General features: G+C 69.0%; 16 protein-coding genes and 1 tRNA gene. 3 read left to right on the top strand and 14 right to left on the bottom strand.

Features of this window, described 5'->3' with window-relative positions; genetic code table 11:
- Positions 1-115 precede the first annotated feature (115 nt).
- Complete coding sequence (locus tag C8K30_RS02135) at positions 116-1,024, top strand: SMP-30/gluconolactonase/LRE family protein (protein WP_108491222.1); 909 nt, start codon at positions 116-118, stop codon at positions 1,022-1,024.
- A gap of 194 nt (positions 1,025-1,218) precedes the next feature.
- Here the strand turns inward: C8K30_RS02135 and C8K30_RS02140 are convergent, their stop codons facing one another.
- The 5 genes from C8K30_RS02140 to C8K30_RS02155 form a co-directional block, all read right to left on the bottom strand.
- Complete coding sequence (locus tag C8K30_RS02140; RefSeq protein WP_108491223.1) at positions 1,219-2,715, bottom strand: FAD-dependent monooxygenase; 1,497 nt, start codon at positions 2,713-2,715, stop codon at positions 1,219-1,221.
- A 226-nt stretch (positions 2,716-2,941) separates the two neighbouring features.
- Positions 2,942-3,436, bottom strand: a complete 495-nt coding sequence (locus C8K30_RS02145) for a YbaK/EbsC family protein (RefSeq protein WP_108491224.1) — start codon at positions 3,434-3,436, stop codon at positions 2,942-2,944.
- Between the two features lie 173 nt (positions 3,437-3,609).
- Positions 3,610-4,794 carry an alpha/beta hydrolase gene (locus tag C8K30_RS02150; protein ID WP_146197301.1) on the bottom strand — a complete coding sequence of 395 codons (1,185 nt, stop codon included), beginning with the start codon at positions 4,792-4,794 and terminating at the stop codon, positions 3,610-3,612.
- Between the two features lie 106 nt (positions 4,795-4,900).
- Positions 4,901-5,032, bottom strand: a complete 132-nt coding sequence (locus C8K30_RS31585; protein ID WP_255415695.1) for a hypothetical protein — start codon at positions 5,030-5,032, stop codon at positions 4,901-4,903.
- 25 nt (positions 5,033-5,057) lie between these two features.
- Positions 5,058-5,618: a hypothetical protein gene (locus C8K30_RS02155; protein ID WP_108491226.1), complete on the bottom strand. Its 561-nt coding sequence runs from the start codon at positions 5,616-5,618 to the stop codon at positions 5,058-5,060.
- Between the two features lie 228 nt (positions 5,619-5,846).
- On the opposite strand from C8K30_RS02155, the gene C8K30_RS31140 reads away from it, so the two are divergent.
- Complete coding sequence (locus C8K30_RS31140) at positions 5,847-6,920, top strand: AraC family transcriptional regulator (RefSeq protein WP_108491227.1); 1,074 nt, start codon at positions 5,847-5,849, stop codon at positions 6,918-6,920.
- On the opposite strand, the gene C8K30_RS02165 is transcribed toward C8K30_RS31140, so the two are convergent.
- The 4 genes from C8K30_RS02165 to C8K30_RS02180 all read right to left on the bottom strand — a co-directional run bounded on the left by C8K30_RS02165 (position 6,913) and on the right by C8K30_RS02180 (position 12,006).
- The gene (locus C8K30_RS02165) at positions 6,913-7,650 is read right to left on the bottom strand and encodes a carbohydrate ABC transporter permease (protein ID WP_146197302.1); all 738 of its coding nucleotides are present in this window, start codon (positions 7,648-7,650) and stop codon (positions 6,913-6,915) included. The two genes, C8K30_RS31140 and C8K30_RS02165, sit on opposite strands and share 8 nt — an antisense overlap.
- 110 nt (positions 7,651-7,760) lie before the next feature.
- Positions 7,761-8,612: a carbohydrate ABC transporter permease gene (locus C8K30_RS02170; protein WP_158280905.1), complete on the bottom strand. Its 852-nt coding sequence runs from the start codon at positions 8,610-8,612 to the stop codon at positions 7,761-7,763.
- A 181-nt stretch (positions 8,613-8,793) separates the two neighbouring features.
- Complete coding sequence (locus C8K30_RS02175) at positions 8,794-10,116, bottom strand: ABC transporter substrate-binding protein (protein WP_158280906.1); 1,323 nt, start codon at positions 10,114-10,116, stop codon at positions 8,794-8,796.
- A gap of 96 nt (positions 10,117-10,212) precedes the next feature.
- Complete coding sequence (locus C8K30_RS02180; protein WP_369939140.1) at positions 10,213-12,006, bottom strand: FAD-dependent oxidoreductase; 1,794 nt, start codon at positions 12,004-12,006, stop codon at positions 10,213-10,215.
- On the opposite strand from C8K30_RS02180, the gene C8K30_RS02185 reads away from it, so the two are divergent.
- Positions 12,005-12,691: an AraC family transcriptional regulator gene (locus C8K30_RS02185; protein WP_233256925.1), complete on the top strand. Its 687-nt coding sequence runs from the start codon at positions 12,005-12,007 to the stop codon at positions 12,689-12,691. The two genes, C8K30_RS02180 and C8K30_RS02185, sit on opposite strands and share 2 nt — an antisense overlap.
- A 14-nt stretch (positions 12,692-12,705) precedes the next feature.
- On the opposite strand, the gene C8K30_RS02190 is transcribed toward C8K30_RS02185, so the two are convergent.
- The 5 genes from C8K30_RS02190 to C8K30_RS02210 all read right to left on the bottom strand — a co-directional run bounded on the left by C8K30_RS02190 (position 12,706) and on the right by C8K30_RS02210 (position 18,217).
- Positions 12,706-13,926 (bottom strand): MFS transporter, encoded by a 1,221-nt coding sequence (locus tag C8K30_RS02190; protein ID WP_108491232.1) that lies wholly within the window; start codon positions 13,924-13,926, stop codon positions 12,706-12,708.
- Between the two features lie 4 nt (positions 13,927-13,930).
- Positions 13,931-14,902 (bottom strand): hypothetical protein, encoded by a 972-nt coding sequence (locus C8K30_RS02195; RefSeq protein ID WP_108491233.1) that lies wholly within the window; start codon positions 14,900-14,902, stop codon positions 13,931-13,933.
- 408 nt (positions 14,903-15,310) lie between these two features.
- Positions 15,311-16,063: an IclR family transcriptional regulator gene (locus tag C8K30_RS02200; RefSeq protein ID WP_158280908.1), complete on the bottom strand. Its 753-nt coding sequence runs from the start codon at positions 16,061-16,063 to the stop codon at positions 15,311-15,313.
- Positions 16,064-16,346: 283 nt separating this feature from the next.
- Positions 16,347-16,420, bottom strand: a tRNA-Pro gene (locus tag C8K30_RS02205).
- Between the two features lie 162 nt (positions 16,421-16,582).
- On the bottom strand, positions 16,583-18,217 hold the full coding sequence (locus tag C8K30_RS02210) for a GMC oxidoreductase (RefSeq protein WP_108491235.1): 1,635 nt from the start codon (positions 18,215-18,217) through the stop codon (positions 16,583-16,585).
- Between the last annotated feature and the right edge of the window lie 34 nt (positions 18,218-18,251).

Raw genomic sequence — 18,251 nt, forward strand, 5'->3', positions numbered from 1 at the left:
CAACCGCACCACCCGCGCGCCGGTGACCCGGGTCCGTCCGCCACGATCAGCATCAAGCGCGCTGATGTCCCCGCCCATGTCCCGTGGGTGACCAGCCGGACCGAAGGAGCCAGACGTGACCGTGACCAGGATCCGCGCCCAGTGGGAGCGCCAAGACGAGCGGTTCGCCCCCGTCCGCGGGGACACGTTCGCCGAGGTGCTCTTCGACGAGGGCAGCTGGCTCGAAGGGCCGGCCTACTCGCCCGCCTGGCGCACGGTGCTGTTCAGCGACATCCCCAACGACCGGGTCCTCGCCTGGGACGAGGCCACCGGCGGTGTCGGCGTCTGGCGTGGCCCGGGCGGTTATGCCAACGGCCGCACGATCGACCGCGCGGGCCGGATGCTCCAGTGCGAGCACGGCTCCCGGTCGGTGACGCGCACCGAGCCCGACGGCACCCTGACCACGCTGGCCGACCACTGGCGGGGCCAGCGGTTCAACAGCCCCAACGACCTGGTCGAGCACAGCGACGGGAGCGTGTGGTTCACCGACCCGAGCTACGGCATCCAGAGCGACTACGAGGGGTTCCGCGCCACCCCCGAGATCGACGGCTGCCACGTCTACCGCTGGACGCCGGACGGATCCGTCACCCGGGTCGCCGACGACTTCGCCGGCCCCAACGGCCTGGCCTTCTCCGCCGACGAGCGAACCCTCTACGTCACCGACAGCGAGCGCAAGCACCTGCGGCGCTTCGACGTCGGACCCGACCTCTTGCTGTCCGGCGGCGAGGTGCTCGCCACCTGCGACGCCGGCACCTTCGACGGCGTGCGGGTCGACGACGCGGGCCGGCTCTGGGTCGCCGCCGGCGACGGCCTGCACTGCTTCGACCCCGACGGCACCCTGCTCGGCAAGCTGCTGCTGCCCGAGGTCTGCTCAAACCTCACCTTCGGCGGCCCGAAGCGCAACACCCTGTTCGTGACGGCGACCAACCTGCTGCTCTCGATCCGGGTCACCACGACGGGGACCAAGACCAGCCTCCCGCGATGACTCCCCCGGCCCTTCCGCGGCGACGCCCCCGGCCCTTCCGACGTAACACTCCCGCCTTCCGCGGTGACGCCCCCGGTGCAATCTGCCGATCTCACGGAAGTCCTCTTCGACCAAGCAGTTCGGCATGCTCGACGGCGAGAAAGCATGCCCAACTGCTTGGTGGTAGCGGACCTTTTGAACGGCCAGGCGTCAGCTCAAGGGTGACTCGCGGGGCGCGGTGCCGTCGGCCGGCCGGCCAACTCGTCCGCCAGGGTTGCGAGGAACTGCCGATCGGTCAGGCGGGCGGCGAACTCCTCGCGCCAGGCAGTGACCTCGTCGCCGGGCGCGAGCAGGCTCTCCTGGATCGCACTGTGCTGGACCGTCCGCAGCGCCTGGCGGCGTCGGACGGCGTCGTACTCGTCGAGGGCCTCGTCGACGGTGACGCCACTGCCGGCCGTGCCGTTGCTGGCCGTGCCGCTGCTGACGACGCCATTGCCGACGACGCCGCTGCTGGCGGCGCCACTGCTGGCCGCGCCACCGCCGACCACGCCGCTGCCAGCGGCGCCACACCCGACCGAGCCGCCGCCAACCGAGCCACTGCTGGCGGCGCCACCGCCGACGGTAGCCGTCCCGGTCCCGGCGGCGCCTCGGACCGCGGCGACGAGCCTCCCGGCCAGGTCGGCGGCGTCGAGCAGTCCCGCGTTGAGCGCCGACGCACCGTAGCCGGTGAAGACATGTGCGGCGTCGCCCGCGAGAAACACTCGCCCGGCCCGGAAGGTCGCGGCGACGCGGGCGTTCCTGCTGCTCATGCGGCGGAGCTGGTGCGGGCCGGGGCCGTGCGGCGGCCGGAGATCGACAGGACGTCCGACAACCCGGCCGACGCTCTCGCGCATCTCCTCGATGGTCAGCGGGACGTCGTCGTCGGGTACGTCGGCTCCCCACTCCAGGGTGCTCATCGTCGTCAGGCCCGTGCCGAACGAGCCGAAGGTGAGCACTCCCCGCGCCGTGCGGTGCGGCACGAACGGCCGCAGCGCTCGACCGTCAGGGCTGCGCAGGCCGCCGTTCAGCGTGAGCTCTTCCCGCGGGATCGTCACGTGCGCGAGGCGCGACACCGCGCCGTCGAGCGTCGCACCCGGAAGGTCGATGCCGGCGCTCTTGCGCACCGTGCTGTGCGCCCCGTCGCAGCCCACGAGGTACGCGGCGGAGAGCCGGTCGGCGCCGTCCGGGGCGGCGATCTCGACGTGCACGCCGTCGTCGTCCTGCACGAAGGACCGCAGCTCCTGCCCCCGCCGCAGCACCGCGCCCTGCTCGACGGCGCGGCGTTCGAGAGCGAGCTCGAGCACCCGCTGCGGCACCGGCAGCACGTACACCGGGCTGTCCCGCCGCACGCGGTGCAGCGGCAGGCGGAAGCCGGCGTAGCTGAACACGGGCGCCGGGCGCGGATGCCTGCCGAAGTTCCCCGTGCCGATGCGGTGCAGCATGCCGCGCAGGCTGTGGTCGTTCCGGGCGAGCCCCCGGTAGAGGCCGCGCTCGTCGAGCAGGCGGACCGCGTCGCCGACGACGCCGTTCGCGCGCGGCAGCCGGTCCGGCTCGAGGGCGCGCTCGATCACCGTGACGCTCACGCCGTTGGCGGCCAGCTCGCCGGCCAGGAAGAGCCCGGTCGGGCCTGCCCCGATCACCGCGACGTCGGTGCTGCGGGCGGGTGTGTTCATGACGCCTCCGGGCGGCCGAGATCCAACGCACTGACGCGTCAACTATGGTTGACACGTAAACCCGATGTCAACCCTGGTTGACACCACGTCTGGATCCCACTGCCTCGGGAGGTGGTCGAGAAACGTCGAGCTCGGTGCCACTCCAGCGCCCGATCGGAGACGATCGATCAAACTGGGTTCAGCAGCGGCTCAGGCGCTGGCCGCGGCGTTTGCGAACGGCGGCCGATCAAACCTCCGGCGCCACCGCCGTCGGCGTGCCGCCCGTGATCCGGACCAGCTCGTCGAACGTCGTCGGGAACACGGTCTTGGCGTGGCCGGCGGCAGCCCACACCTCGTCGTGCGCGGCGAGCGCGGTGTCGATGTAGGTCGGCACGGGTGCCGGGTGCCCCACGGGTGCGACGCCACCGATCACCTGGCCCGTCGCCTCCTTGACCTGCTCCTTCGACGCCCGCGTGATGGTTGCGCCCACCCGCTCCCCCAGCCACGCCGTGTCCACGCGGTGCGCGCCGGAGGTCAGGACGAGGGTGGGCGTGCCGTCGAACAGGAAGACCAGGGAGTTCGCGATCTGGCCCACGCCGATGCCGAGATGTTCGGCGGCCAGCGCGGCGGTGGTCGCGGCGTCGTCCAGCCAGCGGACCTGGCCGGTGGCGCCCGCCTCCGCCAGCGCGGCGGTGACCTTCTCGACGGCGGGGTGGCTAGCTGCGGGGACCTGGTTCGACATGCGGCGATCCTAGGCAGTTCGACGGTCCCGAGTCAGGACTATTAGTGGCGAACGATAGTGCGCTTCTGCCCAGTGATCAGGCCCAGAACGTGCGGGACGGATGGGCCGAGTCACTGGGCAGCAGCGCTGTCGAGCAACGGGCCGATCTCAGCGAGCGACCGACCGGCGCGTGCTCAGCCCCGGAACTCGACCTCCGGGTATGCGTCGGACGGGCCGTCCAGCAGGGGCGCGTCCATGCCCCGCAGGTGCCGGTCCAGGAACGCGCCCACGTAGGCGTTGGTGATCTCGACGCCGCGCGCGCCACCAACGGTGCCCGGCCCACCGGGCAGCGGCACTCCGAGCTGGTCGAGGAACATCAGCTGGTCCGTGAACGACCCGTGGTTCGCGGTCGGAACCTGCAGCCACTGGCTCGTCGCCCCCAAACGGGCGAAGTTGTCGGGCCAGTCCGGCTCGTCGCCGGCACCCGGCTCGTGCGAGCCGCTGCCCAGCATGAGGAACGGCCGGTCCATCCCGGCCTCGGGGAAGTCCACCTGGAACGTGCCGTCCATGTTGATCCCGGCGTCCACGCGGGGGTCGCCGACGATCGTGGCCGCGGCGGACGAGCCACCGAGCGAGTGGCCGACGACGGCGATGTGCCGCGCGTCGATCGTCGGCGCGTGCCGCCAGAGCCGGCCCTCGGTGAGCTCGTCGAGCACGAAGCTGATGTCGGCGGAGCGCCCCCGCGAGACCCACTCGCCGAGCTCCGCGCTGGGGTCGCGCTCGCAGAGCAAGCACCCGGCAACCCGGCCGTCCGGGAACTCCACCGCACGGGCCTCGTACGTGTGGTCGACGCCGGCCACGACGTACCCCCGAGAGGCGAGCTCCTCGGCGAGCGCGGTCAGCGACTCGCGGCTGAGACCGGCACCGGGCGAAAGCACTACGAGCGAACGCCGACCGGGCAGCGCGGGGGCCCGGTCGTAGGAGTGAGTGTCGACGGTCGTCAGGATGTCGGGTGACACGGGAAGACGCGCGCTGTTGATGACCGCCGCGGAGACCGCCTCCGTCGTGTACGGCGCGGGCTCACCGTGCGGCACCGCCGGGTACCAGACGGACACCATGAGCTCGCGGCGCGCCTCGGGCACCCACGGATCCGCGCGCTCCTCGTCGACGAGGCGGATCGGGGTCAGGCCGACGGGGAACGGGCCCGTCGGCTCGGGCAGGGAGAGGATCGGGTCGTCGGCGGCCGACGACGGAGCGGACGCCGTCGGGCCGATTGCCGCGGGGCCGGCAACTGCCGTGCTGGGCACTGCCACTGCGGCGCAGGCCAGGAGCGTCGTCGTGACGAGAGCTGACCGGGCCACGCGTCTGGGTGTCTTCATGGCTGGGATGTTTCACCCTGCAAAGCCGCAGGCCAAGGGATCTCGGAGGGTTCCAGGGACAAGCCCGGGAAGCCCCTGACCGCGGCCGCCGGAAAAGCCGGGGTTGTCATCGGCTTTCCTGGCCGGAGGCCCGCTCGCGGAACCGGTCCAGTAGCTCCTCGGTCCCGGGAGGCGCGCTTACCGGCCCCTCGCGCAGCCCTTGCGCCGCATCGACCGTCTCCTGCTCCAGCTCACGCATCGCGCTCCATCGGCTCGTCGCGGCCCTACCCGGTCGGGCCGGACTTCTTCCTGGCCCCAGCGTGCTCGTACCGGCTGACCGGCACGCCCAGCGGCCCGATGGCGAGGTTCGTCCGCACTGCCTGGTAGAACTCCCGCTGCTGGGCCCGCACGACCCTGTCGAGCGGTTCCCAGTCGTCGGGGCTGAACGCCGCGAGGTCTCGGACCGCGTACTCCAGCCGGCCCGCCGCCGACCACAGCTCGCCCCCGGCCTTGACGGTGGCGTCGTCCGCCACCAGGCACAGCGACTCCCACGCGAGCATCCTTCTGCGGTTGGCGGCATCCAGGATCGACTTGCCTTCTTCAGGGGTGAGCGACGGCGACTTGTCACCCGGCCGCACGTACGCCGTCACGCTGGCGAGGGTCTGGACTATCTCCCGGATCGCCGCGGCGTACTCCGCGCTCACGTCGAGGAGCCGCTCGTCGAACCGCACCCGCTGCTCGCGCCGCCAGCGCGCCGCGTCGGTGAGAGCCGTGGTGGCGAGCGTCCCGACCACACCGATCAGGACACCCATCATCGCGGGAAGCTGGGCCAGCAGTACATCCATCCGGCAAGCATTCCATAACGGACCTTTTGCCCTGAGCCGCTGGTTTCGACCCGCCGCGGGACCGGGCCGACACGACATCGGCGGAAGACGCGGCGCAACGGGCGATCTGGCACCGCACAGACCGCAGGAACCGGCCTGATCGTTCTCACAATCTTGATATTTCCGTCCGCGTAATCATTGCCGCCGGGCAGCGGCACGGCCGACAATTGGCCGGTGACTATTGATCCTATGCCAGGAATCGAGTCCCAAGAAGATGAAAGAACATTGGAAGAAGTATTTTCCAAATACCCCATCCCGCTCGCCGAGCACCAGATCTTCAGAACCACCGATCCCAAGATTGCTCGTGAAGGGGTATCCCGGGCCATCTTGCCGCACGAACTGCGCTTCGAAGGTGACGCTTGCCATTTCGACGCCTCGATCCGCAATGCTCAGATTCGCGCGGTGAGCATCACCGTCCTTGCCTACGGGGCCGACGTCGAACTCGTCGCCGAGCGGTCCGATGCCTCGTTCATCGTCGCCCACTCACTGGTCGGACGAGCGACCTTCACCATCGGCACGCAGTCGGTAGCGGTTCGGCCCGGGACCGCAGTGGTGTCCACGCCCGGCAAGCCCATCCGCATCAGGTGGCCGTCGGGGAGCGTCATGATGATGATCGCCGTCGACCGCACCGCTCTGGAAGCGGAGCTTGAGACGTGGATCGACACCGAACCGGGCGTCCCCCTGCGTTTCGAGCCCGTCGTCAACGTCTGGGACATGCCGGCGGCCGGCTGGTGGTCCGCCGTCGACAACCTTGTCGAGGACCTCGACTCGTCGACGCCGATGCTCCGCCATCCCGCCGCGGCCTCCGCGGCCGAACGAGGACTGATAGTCGGCCTGCTGCTCGCCATGCCGCACAACTATTCGAGCAAGCTGTGGGAGAAGCCACCGGCGATCGGCCCCGAATGGCTGATCCGCGCGACCGATCTGATCGAACGGCTTCCGCACCGCACCTGGACGGCGCCCGAGCTGGCACGAGCAGCCAACACGAGTACCCGGGCGCTGTACGACGGCTTTCGCCGGTGGCTGGGCACCACGCCCATGGAGTATCAGCGGCAGATCCGGCTGCGACGCGCCTGGATCGAGCTCCGGGCCGCCGACCCCGACGCGGAGACCACGACGGTCACCGAGGTCGCCTCCCGGCTCGGGTTCACCAACCTGGGGCGGTTCGCCGCCGGGTACCGACAGCGCTTCGGCGAGCTACCGTCGATGACGCTGCAGCGCTGCCGTGAGGCCAGCCCGACCGATGCGGCTCCCCCTACTTGACGGCTCCGGCGGTGAGGCCGGCGATCACCTGGCGCTGCAGGATCAGGAAGAGGCAGATCGGCACCAGCATCACCAGCGTGGCCCCGGCCACGGCCCCGGTGACGTTGAACCCGAACTGCGACTTGAAGCCGGCCAGCACGAGCTGGACGTTCCGGTTCTCCTCGGACACCAGCAGGAGGTTGGCGAAGAAGAACTCGTTCCAGATGTTCACGAACGCCACGACCGCCACGGTCGCCAGCGCGGGCCGCGTCAACGGCAGCACCACGCGGAACAGCGTCGTGAAGTATCCGGCGCCGTCGATCATCGCGGCCTCCTCCAGCTCGGGCGGCGTCGCGAGGAGGAAGGCCCGCAGCACGACGAACGTGAACGGGAACTGCAGCGCCGAGTAGACGATCACCATCCCGATCTGCGAGTCGAACAGCCCCAGCGCCCGCACCACGAAGAACACCGGGGTCGCCAGACCGACCAGGGGCAGCGCCAGCGCCAAGGAGAACAACGCCACGAGTGCGTTGCGCCCGCGAAACGAGAACCGCGCCAGCGGATAGGCCGCCAGAAACGCCGACGCAAGAGCACCGACCGTTCCGAGCCCCGCGTACAGGAGCGTGTTCAACATGTACTCATGCAAATGGATCTGGGTAAATGCATCGACGAAGCCCTGCGTCGTGAACGGCGAGGGCCAGAACCCGTTCCCGGTAAAGATCTGTTCCCCGGTCTTGAAGCTCGACAGCATGACCCACACCGTCGGTGTCAGAGCCAGCAGCGCAACAATGCCCAGGAATCCATAGATGAGGGTGTTCGTCCACGCAGACCGACGCCGAATGGTGACAGTTCCAGAATCGATCACAGTGCCCGCTCCCCGATTCGAAATGTGCGCCGGACGGTGACGATCAGTACGAGGCCGATGACGATGATCACCGAGCCCACCGCGTTGGCGTAGCCCCACTCGCCGTTCAGATATGCCCGGTACGCGTACAGCGCCAGCGTTGCCGTCGCGTCGTCCGGCCCTCCGGCCGTCAGGATGTACACCAGGTCGAACATGCCGATGTCCACGAGCAGCCGGATGAGGATCGCCGTCCCGATGACGTTGCGCAGCAGCGGCAGGGTGATCCGCGTGAGCTGCTGCCATGTCGAGGCCCCGTCGACCGAGGCCGCCTCGTACATCTCCGTCGGGATCGACGCGATCTCGGCCATGACCAGCACCACGACAAAACCGATGACGAACACGAAGGTCCCCGCCACGGCCCACCGGGCCGTCGCCGTGTCGAAGAGCCAGTCTCTGTCGCCGGGAAGCCCCAGCGCGCCGAGGGCGTTGTTCAGCAGCCCCGCTCTCGGGTTGTAGAACATGGAGAAGATGAGGGCGTAGGCCGCGCCCGAGATCACGAACGGTATGAAGATGATCGTTCGCAGCGCCTTCCACCCGCGTGGTCGTAGCGCGAGCACCATGCCGACGCCGACGCCCAACGGGACCTGGATGAACACCGACGCCGCGGCGTAGAACAGCGTGTTGACCATTGCCTTGAAGAACACCGGGTCGTCGAACATCTGCCGGTAGTTGTCGAGCCCCACCCACGCGAAGTCCAGCCCGCCCCAACGGGCGAACGCCGTTGCCACCAGCACGAAGACCGGCACCAGGAAGAACGTGCCGAACAGCAGGAGCCCGGGCAGCAGCGACACTGCGACCGGCCCGCGCATGCCCCGCGGGATCCTCGTCCCCGCGACCGGCTTGGCGGGCCGCCTGTGGTTTCGCCGCCTCGCCCGCCCGCCGTCCCTCACCTGCCCGCCGGGCCCCGCCGGCTCGGCCGCCGCGGCCCGCCTCTTCCTGGAGGCGGAGCGCGGCGGCCGGTGCTTCGTGAAAGCACTCATCGTCAGCCGCCTACTGCGCACTCGACGCGGAGTCTTCGGTCAGGCGCTGCAGGAACTCGTCGGTGTCCATGTCGCCCTTCACGTATGCGGGCCACAGGTTCTTCCACGACGTGTCGAGTCCCGCTGGTCCGTGCACGCGCGCGTGCGGGTAGCTGTACTTCAGGTCGACGGCCTGCTCGATCAGTCCCGTCGCCAGCGGTTCCAGGTCTGCGGCAGCGGTCGCCGTTGCATCGACCTGCACCGGCGGGTTGGCGCCCGTCTCCTGCGCCTGCGCGAGCACCTCGTCCTCGGACGTCATGAACTTGACGAACGCGTCGACCGCTTCGAGCTCTCGTTCGTCAGTCGTACCGGAGACCCATCCTGCGCCAGAGACGATGACCGAGCCCTGGCCGTCATCGGTCCAGCCTGGTGCCGGGGCGTAGCCCGTGTTCTCGTACAGGCCCTCGGCCGCACCGGTCGTCTTGAGGTTGGTATTGACGAACCACGGTCCGTTGGGCACCGTCGCCGCCTCTTCGGTCAGGTACGGGGCGGCCGCGCTCTGGAAGTCGCCGGAGAACGCGTCACTGTTCACGTAACCCTCGGTGTGCCAGTCGCGGAGGCGCTCGGTCGCCTGCACCACCGTGGGGTCGTCCCCCCAGTCGTCCAGCTCGACGATCTTCTCGCCGAGGAACTCGGCTCCGCCGGGCTGGGTCCCGATCAGGTTGGCCCACATCAGCTTCGTCGCCCAGTCGCCGTCCAGCGCGAGGGCGATCTTGCCCTGCTGCTTCAGCTCTGCGGCCAGATCCTCGAAGTCGTCCCAGGTCTCCGGGAACTGGTCGTATCCGGCGGCCTCGAGCAGGGCCGAGTTGTAGTAGATCCCGATCGCGTCGCGCTGCTGCGGGATCGCCCAGATCTGGCCTTCAGAGCCCGTCAGCGCGTCGAACGCCTGGTCGTGGAAGCTCGCCGCCCAGTCGCCGTCGGCGTCCAGGCTCGACGTGAAGTCGTGGAGCTTGCCGGTCTCCTGCATCGCCTTGATCTCGCCGGAGTTGAGCTGGAACAGATCAGGCAGATCATCGGCGAGGGCGAGCCGCTGGTAGTACTGCAGCCGGTCGTCACCGGAGCCCGCGTTCGGGTTCTCGATGGTCTCGATCCGGTAGTCCCCAGCGAACTCCTCGTTGAACCGTTGCGCCGCCTCGTAGTTGTACTGCAGGAACGGGTCGGTCGGGCTCTCCTGACACGTCGCGCAGGTCACCACTACCTCACCCGAGCCGGACGTGTCCGAGTCGGACGTGCCCGGACCGGAGCTGCATCCCGCGACCGCCGCGAGAATCGCGGCTGCCGAAACGGTTGCCACTGTCGTCCTTCTGGCCTTGACCATGACATCATCTCCTTCGATGATCGCTCTTTGTGGATGAAGGGCGTCGTCGCCTTCGACGACGGCCACTTCCCGTCAGTAGCCTGCGATCCGCGGCCAGTGCCGCTCGACGCCGGCCTCTTCGATCTCCCGCAAGAAATCGGCCAGCAGCTCCTCGTCGGCTCGGACCTGACGCGGCGTCGCCTTGTGCTGCGCGCAGAACGCGATCAGGTGGCCGGTGACCTCGCCGATGTTCCATTCCATGAGCGGCATGCGGTAGGCACCGTTCGTGATGTGCGTGGTGCCGATGTTCTTCGCGCCCGGAAGCAGGTTCTCGACTCGGATCGGCACCAGTGCACCCAGCGGCAGCTCGAACGGGCAGCATCCGATGTCGATGTACGGGTCTCCCCCGGTGGAGGGATGCAGGTCGATCCGGTACATCCCCACACCGACGCTGTCCGGGTACGAGACGGCGCCGGCGGCGCCCCGCACCGCGAGGGAGAGCTCTTGTTCCACGATGGTGTGCTCGGCGCGGATGCGGCGGGACTCCCTGATGTACGGCGTCTTCGCCAGACCGTCGTCGGCGTCGCCGAGGACGTCGCCCCGCAGGCGCAGGCCCGGCCATCCGGTGCCGCCGTCTGGTCGGGGCGCCTCGGTCTGCAGCCAGTACAGGAACGAGCGGCTCAGCTCCCGTGCGGCGCGCACGTGCGCGTCGGCGTCCGGATGGTCGAAGACCGGCCCACCCCAATAGTCGATCTGCGGCCAGTTGACCAGGGTGAGGTCGCTCGGATAGGCCCCCGGCCGGAAGTTCGCCCTGGCCGCGATCCGGCGGAACGTCCAGAGGTTGCGGTCCATCGAACCCACCCGCTGGTCCGCGTAGTCAGGTCGGATCGCCGTCGGGTCGTCGTCGGGATTCGGCCAGAACTGATGCTGGACCGGCTTGCGCGTCTTCGGGTGCGGCGCGGTCAGCGAGAGCTGACCGTTCGGCCAGTCGACGGTGCGGTCCGCCTTGTACAGGCCGTAGCCCTCCGGCCTGTCGATGGTGTGATCCTCTTCGGGCTGGTGGTCGAGCACGAAGCACACCGACACCGGCTGCATGTTGAGCGGGTCGGCGACCTCGGCGGCATGCGGTTCACCGGTCTCGGCTCGCGCCTCGGTGCCGGTCACGTACTCGACGCCGGCCAGCGGCAGCACTTCGCCGGTCTCGCTCGCGTCGATCACCCACTCGGCCGAGATCGTCGTCGACGCGCCGGTTCGCCTGCTGCGCACCGTCACCGCCGTGATGCGGTCGCCGTCGGTCTCGGCGGCGACGGGTTCGTGCTCCATGAGGAGGCGCAGCTGCCCCGAGCCCCGCAGCGGCGCGACCAGGTTCTCGAGCACGGCCACCGTGACCCGAGGCTCGTGGCAGAGATCGGAGACCTTCGCACCGCCGGGATTGAACGCGCGCCGTCGCGACGCGGCGTCGGTCAGGGGGTAATGCCGTCGGTAGTACTCGCGAACGGAATTTCGATAGTCGCGGTATGTCGCGGTGCTGCCAAATTGTTCGATCCAGAAATGTTCGTCGGGTGGGACCCCCTGAGCGGTCAAGACGCCGCCCAGCCAATCGGTAGTCTCGGTGAGTGTCACGCGAATACCGCGGCGGGCCGCGGTTACGGCGGCCATGACGCCGCCTACACCGCCACCGACCACGAGTAGCTGCGTCTCAATTTCATGCATACAAATATGACACCAGGATTTGCGCATTAATGACATGACTGCAATACACTGGCGTGTGTCCCAGTTTGATGCCAGCTCGCGCCGCCTTCGTATCGCGGACGCCACCGCAAGACATTTGACGCAGCCCGCCGGTTCCAGAATCGGGCCTCGCCGCCAGCAGGAGATCCAGCTCATGCTGATCCATTCGGGCTCGATGGACCTGCGCCTCGACGACGCCGCTCCCCGTCATGTGTCGGCCGGGGAGATATGCCTCCTCCTGCCGGGCCACACCGAGGAGATCCGGTTCGACGAGCACCTCGACACCAGCGAGACGCTGGTCCGGGGGCAGATGGAGCACTCGACCGCACAGATGCGCACCTGGCTCGACTCGCTCCGGCCCACCAGGCCGCTCTCGTCCGCCCTGACCTACCTGGCCCGCGAGGCCGTCACCACGGAGCAGACCCGGCTCACCGCCGACGGAGCGCTGGTGGACGCGCTCGCGACGGCCCTGCTGTGGCGCTTCATAGCCGAGTTCAGGAACCTTCCCGCCGCGCTGCCGGGATCGGTGGAGGACGCCCGCCTGTACATCCACAAGCACCTCGACCAGTCGATCACGCTCACCGACATCGCTCAGTTCGCGTCGGTCACCCCAGCTCATCTCGTTCGGATGTTCCGTGCCCACATGGACACCACGCCGATCCGCTATCTCTGGGACCGCCGCATCTCCGTCGGCATCGAGCTCCTGACCTCCACCGGCCTTCCGGTCGGTTCCGTCGCCGCCCGCTGCGGGTTCAAGACCAGCTTCCACTTCTCCCGGAAGGTCAAGGAGATGACCGGCCTGTCGCCCACGGAGCTGCGAACGTCCACCTCACGAAACTGACCATCCATGACGGCTCACGCCCGTCCGCGCGTCCCCCGCATCCCACGCAGAGCGAGCACGGCGACACCGACGACGACGATCCCCACCCCGCCCATCGCCACCTGCGGCCCGAAGAGGGTGGTCACCCACCCTCCCAGCAGCCCGCCCAGCGGGTAGCCGATGCCGTAGGCGGCCATGCGGGCCGCCGTGTTCACGCGTGACCTGAGCCGATCGGGAGTGCTGAGCTGACGCCACACGACAGTCGCCAGCACGACCGAGAGATAGCCCGAGCCCCAGACGGCCGTCATGGCCAGCGCCAGCGGTACCACCGTCGCGAACGCGCAGCCGATCGCACCGGCCGCCGCGACCCACATGCCCGCGAACGCGACGGACCGCTCGCCCCTCGTGCGCGTCAGCGCGGGGACGACGACGGTGGCCACCAAGCCGCCGACGGCCCAGGCCGAGAACAGCAGCCCGATGGTGCCGCCGTCGGCCGGAACATCGAGCCGTCGCACGGCCCAGGGGACCACTTGGGACACGAACACGCCCTGGCTGACCGTGACCGCCACGCCGAGCGCGATGGTCGACCGCACCCGTGGATGCGAGACCAGCCAGCGCGCGCCGTCGAGAATGGCGCGGTACATGCCCGGTGGCACCTCCCGGACCGCGCTTCCGCTCGGAAGGCGCCCGAAGCGGAAGCAGAGATACGCCAGCACCGAGGCCGAGGCGCCCAGGGCCATGGTGAACGAACCGGGCAGGAACGCCGACATGGCGCCGACGAGCCCGGGCCCCACCATCTCCACGACGCTGCTCGTCGCGAACAGCAGCGCCGTCACCGCGGCGAGGCGGCCCGGAGGCGCCAACGCCGGCACCAGTCCGAAGTTGGCCGCATCCGCGAAGACGAAGGCCGTACGCGCGACGGCCACCGCGATGACGATGTGCACCGGCGTGAGCCGGTCGAATGCCGCCGCGACCGGCAAGGTGGCTATCGCCAGCGCGATGATCAGCTCGCAGGTCCGGAGTATGAGCGACCGGTCGTTCCGGTCGGCGACGGCTCCGGCGACCGGACCGAGCACCAGGTAGGGAATGCCGTGGACGGCGACCAGCGCCGAGACCCACAGCGCTGAGGAGGTCAGCTGGTAGACGGCTGTCGGCGTGGCGACCAGAACCACGGAAGCAGCGACCAGGGACAGGATCCGTCCCAGCCAGTACCACCGCAGTGTCCGGTCGCCCAGCAGCCGTAACCACTCGGACACGGACTCAGAGAGCCGTCAGCGCTTCGATCCGAACCCCAGCGGCCGGATCGATCTCCTCCCGCGGGTCGATGAGGCCAAGACTGCGTGCTTTCTGGAGCACCCTCTGCGAGAACTCGACGTTCGCTTCCCGTGCCTGCTCGAGCGCCATGGGAGCCGGCTGTGCGTCCTCGACCGCGCTGAGCCAGTCGGCCTGGCCGGCGTACGAGATCGGCCACCGGAACCCGTGGAACCGGGTGGAGTTCGGCGCGACCGCAACCGCACCGCGGCCGAGCATCATCGCCCAGTAGAGGGCGTGGTAGGAGTTCGACACCACGACCTTCGCCGACGAGAGCCGCGTCAGCGTCTCGAAGATGTCCTCGGTGTTGTTCGTGATGTGCTCGAACTCGACTCCCGAGGCAAGCGCCTCGGTCGTGTCTATGCCCCGTTCGTAGTGGTTGAGGACAACGAACTCGTGCTCGGGTTCACGCTCGCGCAGCACCTCGAACGCCGGCAGCATGCAGCTGGCGCACGGCACCCACGGCATGCCCGCGTCCCAGTCACGGACACCCACCACATCGGCCTTGGCGAGCCACTCCGGCCAGAGCCTGGTGACGCCGTCCTTCAGCACGCGCCTGCGCCACCCCGTCGTCGGATCGAGATGGACGCCCTCCTGGAAGTTGTGGCCGATGCCCCACAGCGCCACCGCTGCCGGCCGCTGGCTGAAGATCGACTCCACACAGGACTCGAACCTTCCGGGCCCGACCAGGCCGCTCCCGCCGACGACGACGAGCTTTCCCTGGAGGGGCGAGTACTTGCCCAGGTCCTGAAGGGAGGCCGCCTCGTACAGGCTGATCGTCTCGCCGAAACGCTGGACCCACTCGACCGTCCGGCCCACCGCGGACCAGTGGTCACCGACGTTGCGCATGCTGTTGCTCTCGCACACCGCGACGACGGGTGAGTCCTTGAGAAGTTCCGTGAGCTCGGAGATGCTCCTCATCGAGGAGCTCTTTCCAGCAGGCTGGGACGAGGACCCGATGCCCCCGACGTCGAGGCCGAGAGATACTTCCTCGAACTGTTTTCTGGCGCGCGTCACATACACTTTGAGACCTTCCGTTCATGGGCAGGCCGGGGCCGCCGGGATGGGGCTTCCGATTCGGAAGCGGGGGCATTGGCCCCGCTGTCGCCGGCCGCCTCCCGCAGTACGCCTGGTTACAGGCCGTGCCGGGTTGCAGGGCGAGCCAGCATATTTGAAATGTTATTGGTGAAGTGTGCGCTCGCCTATACGCTGCGCGCTGATCTTGTGGCCGTTAATTGCAGCGGCAGAGCACGGACGCGGCATTTATAAATCCTATAAATTCCGGTGGCGACACCGTTTCCGCCATGATAAGGAGCCTCTTCATGGCGCTCAATCCCAGGTGCGCGACATTTCCTCGGGCGTGAGCGCAGGTCCCAGAATCGGTACCAGGTCGGCCACGGCCAGCAGCAGGAGCCGGTCGACGCCGCGCCGCGTGTCCTTGGGCAGGTCGATGCGCATCGCGATGGCCAGCGCGAGGTTGTCGGACGTGCGCGGTCCGGCCCGCACGATCACCGCGGAGCATGTGACGTCGCTGCGACACTGGCCGTACTCGGTGTAGACCCCTGTCTCAGCGGCGAGACGGAGCTCGTCGTCGAGCTCGTCCTCGCTGCGGACGGTCTGCCCGGTGAAGGGCCGCAGCCCGGACGCCTTCAGGTAGCGGTGGCGGTGACTGGAGGGCATCGCGGCAAGCAGCGCCTGCCCCCCGGCGGTGGCATGGGCCGCCTCGGGCAGACCCTCTGCGAAGTCGTCCAGGCGCGGGGCCCCGGCGATCTCGCTGTAGGCGACCACGGTCAGCCGCTCATCGCGGAGCGAGGTCAGGAATACCCCGCATCCGGTGTTGGCCGCCAGCCGTTCGAGAACCGGCTGGACCTGGTCGAGACGTACGGTCACGTCGGTGACGGGGCCAAGGACGTCCGGGAGGAAGTAGTGGCGGCCGTCCTCGCCGCGCCAGGCCCACCGGCGGTCGATGATCGTCTTCAGATGGTGGTAGACCGTCTTCACCGGAATGCCCGTGCGACGGGCGAGCTGCTTGGCGGTGAGCCCCTGGGGACTGCGGCTGAGGTGCTCGATCAGCCGCAGCACCCGATCCGGGCTGCGGAGGCCGGGAGAGGCGCCGGTCGGGTCCGAGGCAGACAACGATATCGCTCCAGACAACAGCAGTAGCAACACTGGGGATTGTCACTCATGGGGTTGTTGCTGCGAACCCCTCATCGTCGTTCGCCCGGAGCATTTTTTCATAGGGTTTCACACCTCCGGATTTCCGCCATGAGAAACCATTTCACCCGGACCAGCCCGCAAATGACGAATGGCCTGAACCTACGATCCGTAGGTTCAGGCCATTCCGATGTCCTGCGACATCACAACGTCGGGCTGACTGGATTCGAACCAGCGACCCTCTGCTCCCAAAGCAGATGCGCTACCAAGCTGCGCCACAGCCCGTCGGTCCGCGAAACCCCAGGTCTCCGAGGTCTTGCCGGGGGCCTCCCGGATGGACGTTGCCGAGTGTATCCGATTGATGCAGCCGAACGCCGGGCGTTTCTGGACCGTTGACGGACGGGTGTGTCGAGTCCCAGCCAGGATCCTCAACCCACCGGCCGCGACTCAGCCCAGTCGGGACCTGACGAACTCCCGCGCGGCGGCGCGGGCCTGCCGCCTGGGCTCCGACCACTCCGCTCGCCAAGCCTTGATGTCCGCGACGGTGATTCCGCGGGGGTAGCGAGACGGACCGCGCGAGTCGGACCACGTGCTCAGGTCGGTGCGGATGATCTCCGCCATGCTGTGCTCCGCCAGCGCCGCGATAGTCATCGACGGGTTGCACGCACCGGTCGAGCCGGGGATGCGGGCGCCGTCGAGCACGTAGAGCCCAGGGTTTCCGTGGACCCGCCCGTAGAGATCGACGGCGTCTCCCATCGGGACGCCGCCGAGCGCGTGCCAGGTGCCCGGCGCCTTCGCGTCGGTGTCGATCATCCTGCCTCCGCCCACCTCGGCGATCCGGTTCATGTAGTCGCCGATCACCGCCTGCAGGTCCGCGTCGCCGCTGGCGGGCCAGGTCAGGTGGGCGTCGTCGTCGGCCTCGTCGTAGGTCCAGGTGCCGGCGGCGTCGACGATCCCGAACCCGACGACGGTCATCATCTTCATCCCCGGCGGCTGCTCGGGGGATCCGGCGTGGATGACCGCGAACGGGATGGGGCTGCTGGTGTCGCGGCCACCGGCGCAGGCGGGTCCGCCCTGCACGGTTCCGATGTCGGCGTCCATCCCGATCCAGGCGTAGATGCGGTCGCCGTTGTTGCCCCACTGGGTGCCGACGGCGTCGGGCAGGTCGGGGACGAGACCCTTGGCCTTCGCCTTGACCAGGAGCCTCGTGGTCCCGGTCGACCCGGCGTTCAGGAAGACCGCGTCCGCGACGATGGTCTTGTGCTCCAGGACCGTGCCGTCGGTGTCGATCCGGTCGATGTAGAGCTCCCAGAGCCCCTCGTCGTTGCGGGCGAGGTCGCGAACGACGTGCAGGGTCTCGATGCGGAGGTTGCCTGTCGCCTCCGCGGCGCTCAGGTACGTGACGTCGATCGACTTCTTGCCGCCGTTGTTGACGCCGAAGGCGAGGTCGCTGGTGGTGTAGGTCGGTTCGTAGCGGCCGTCGAGCTCGCCGCGCACGTACTCCCAGTCGACGGGCAGCGGCACGTGGAACGGATCGAGGCCCGCGTCGGGTGCGGCGTCGAGGAAGGCCCGCGACGAGGCGTAGGGGTCGGAGGCGAGGACGTCGTCGGGCACGGTGGAGACGCCGAGCATGCGTGCGACGGTGGGGTAGGCCCACTCGTCGAGCTCGTCGTAGAGGTGGGCGGCGAGCGGCATCGAGGCCGCGAAGTCCGCACGCGACGGCTGCAGCGTCATCCCGTGGTACATGACCGAGCCACCGCCGAGCGCGGCGCCGCAGGTGACGGTCATGCCGTCGCCCTTGACCTCCTCGAGCACGCCGGCGTAGGGCGCCCAGGTCCTGTCGATGTTGCGGATGACGCTGTGGTCGGTCAGCCAGGCGGACCGGTTGTCCATGTTCGAGAACCGGGCGAAGGTGGTCGCGTTCGGGCCGGTCTCCCACCGCATGCCGCGCTCGATGAGCAGGGTCGGGATCCCCGCCTCGCAGAGACGAAGCGCGGTCACCCCGCCGCCGAACCCTGAGCCGACGACGACGGCCCGCTCGCGATGGGTGGTGTGGGGAACTGCTCCGGTGGTCTCGGACATGGTGTCTCCTCGGGACTTGGTATCGGGTCGGGCG

Origin of the sequence: Promicromonospora sp. AC04 (assembly GCF_003058225.1) — a bacterium.
In the GTDB taxonomy this organism is placed as follows: Bacteria; Actinomycetota; Actinomycetes; order Actinomycetales; family Cellulomonadaceae; genus Promicromonospora.